Consider the following 2,534-nt stretch of genomic DNA (forward strand, 5'->3'; position numbering starts at 1 on the left):
TGTGAAGGGTTTCGGATGCCGGTCCGTGCGGGCGGGGTCTGACCGGGCTGAGGGCCGGCGTCCGAAAGCCTCCAGGGGAGGAAGCCGCGGCCCGGGGTCGTGCGCTATGGGGATTTCGCCGCGCGGCCTGGTCGGCGGGATCGTGCGAGGCGCGGGACGGCGGCGCGATGCTCCGACCGAGATGCCCGGGAGCCCGCACTTGGCCTCGCATTGGATATATTCGAGCCTGCGGTGATCTCTGTTTCCGCCATCGGGGCGAACGGGCTTGCCCGCTCTCTGGCTGAGACCGGCGGTGGTCCGTCTGGGTGGCTCCCCGGCGCCGTCGTCATGATGTGTCGATCCTGACGGCGACGATGGTGCGCGGCGCTGTGCCCGGAGCGAAGCGCTCGACGATGATCATGCGACCACCGCAGCATGGGCAAGGTGACCTCCGCTCGTCGACCAGATCGGATTGTTCGGCCGAGAACTCAGCTTCACGATCTGCCGTCGTTGCGGCCGGCGTCGGCGCCGCGATGATCTGCCTGATGCGGGCGATGGTGCCGGCGCGCCGGCTGGAGGCGAGCAGGCCGTAGTGGCGGATACGGTGGAAGCCGTCGGGCAGGATGTGGAGCAGAAAGCGGCGGATGAACTCGTGGGCCGCCAGCGTCATGGTCTTGCGCCAGGCCTTGCCGGCGGAGCGGGCGCGATAATCCTTCCAGCGGAACGTGACCCCGTGCCGATCCATGGCGACGAGGCGGCTGTTGGCGATGGCGACGCGGTGGGTGTAGCGGGCGAGATAGGCCAGCACGGCCTCGGGGCCACCGAAGGGGCGCTTGGCATAGACAACCCAGTCGGCTCGTCGCAGCGGCGCCAGCATGGCGGTGAAGGCATGGGCTTCGGCCAGATGAGCGAGATCGCCATGGAAGGCGAGCCGGCCGGCCGCGTGCAGGGCCGCGAGCCCTTCGAGGAAGAGCCTGCGGAACAGCCGGGAGAGCACGCGCACCGGCAGGAAGAAGCCGGGCCGGCACGCGATCCAGCGCGCGCCGTCCGGCGAGAGGCCGCCGCCGGGCGTGATGATATGGAGATGGGGATGGTGCGTCATCGCCGATCCCCAGGTGTGAAGGACGCTGGTGAAGCCGATGCGGGCGCCGAGATGGCGGGGATCGATCGCGATGGTGGCGAGCGACGCGGCCGCTGCCTTGAACAACAGACCATAGACCTCGGCCTTGTTCTGGAAGGCGATGGCCGCGAGGGGCGCCGGCAAGGTGAAAACGAGATGGTAGTAAGGCACGGGCAGGAGATCGGCTTGCCGGTCCGCCAGCCAGTCCTTCGCCGCCGCGCTCTGGCAGCGTGGGCAGTGGCGGTTGCGGCAGGAGTTGTAGGCGATCGTCGCGTGATCGCAGTCGCCGCAGGCCATGACATGGCCGCCGAGCGCAGCCGTGCGGCAGGCCCGGATCGCACCGATGACCTTGAGCTGGCCGCGGCTGAGCCGGTGGCGCGCGAGGAAGGCGTCGCCATGCCGGTTCAGGATATCCGCGACCTCCAGCGAAGGCCGCGCCATGATCGGCGCGGAGCGTTACGGCGGTGGCGGCGGCGCCAGCAGCGCGAGCGGGCTGGTCACCTCGCGCAGGGTCTTCAGCGCGACGCGGGTATAGACGGCAGTGGTGTCGAGCTTCCTGTGGCCGAGCAGGACCTGGATCACCCGGATATCGGTCTTCCGTTCCAGCAGATGCGTGGCGAAGCTGTGCCGCAGCGTGTGCATCGACACCCGCTTGTCGAGCTTCGCCGCAACGGCTGCGGCATGGCAGGCCCGGTTGAGCTGGCGCGTCGTGATCGGCTGGCCCGGCTGCTGGCCGGGGAAGAGCCAGCCACGCGGGCGCTTCACCCGCCACCATTGCCGCAGGAGGTCGAGCAGGTCGGGCGCGAGCATGACATAGCGGTCCTTGCGGCCCTTGCCCTGCTCGACCCGGATCAGCATGCGGGCGCTGTCGATGTCGGCGACCTTGAGGTGGGCGATCTCCGAGACCCGCAGTCCGCAGCCATAGGCGATGCTAAGCGCCGCCCGGTCCTTCAGGCTCCGCGCATGCGCCAGCAACAGCGCGACCTCTTCGGTGCCCAGCACCACCGGCAGGCGCTCCGGCGTCGGGATCCGCGCCATGCGGTCGCCGAACCCGGTCCGACCCAGAGTGACGTGGAAGAAGAACCGTAACGCCGTGCAGGCTTGGTTCATCCGGGCGTAGCTCGCACCAAGCGAAGCCAGGTGAAGCTGGTAGCGTCGCAGATCCTCGGGCTCGGCCCGATCCGGCGACAGGCCGAGGAAGACCGTGAACTCCCGGACCTGCCGCACATAATCGCGCTGCGTGTGCTCGCCAAACCGGCGGATGGTCATGTCCTCGATCATCCGCTGGCGCAGCGGACTGACGGTGACGGCATCGGTCATGGAGGCCTCCAAGGATCAGGGGAAACGACCCCGAAATCCTCGGATGCAGCGCCTCACAGGCGAAATCTCAGCGATGACCGTGCCGCAGCGCCCTGCCGCGAGAGCGGCTTAGTCC

General features: G+C 69.0%; 2 protein-coding genes. Both read right to left on the reverse strand.

Annotation, left to right across the window (positions count from 1 at the left end; genetic code table 11):
* Positions 1-325 precede the first annotated feature (325 nt).
* Positions 326-1,540, reverse strand: a complete 1,215-nt coding sequence (locus Q0Q02_RS23750) for an IS91 family transposase (protein WP_293813292.1) — start codon at positions 1,538-1,540, stop codon at positions 326-328.
* 15 nt (positions 1,541-1,555) lie between these two features.
* Positions 1,556-2,419, reverse strand: coding sequence for a tyrosine-type recombinase/integrase (locus tag Q0Q02_RS23755; protein ID WP_293813294.1), 864 nt, complete (start codon positions 2,417-2,419; stop codon positions 1,556-1,558).
* Positions 2,420-2,534 lie beyond the last annotated feature (115 nt).

Origin of the sequence: uncultured Allobosea sp. (genome assembly GCF_945956895.1) — a bacterium.
Classification (GTDB): Bacteria; Pseudomonadota; Alphaproteobacteria; order Rhizobiales; family Beijerinckiaceae; genus Allobosea.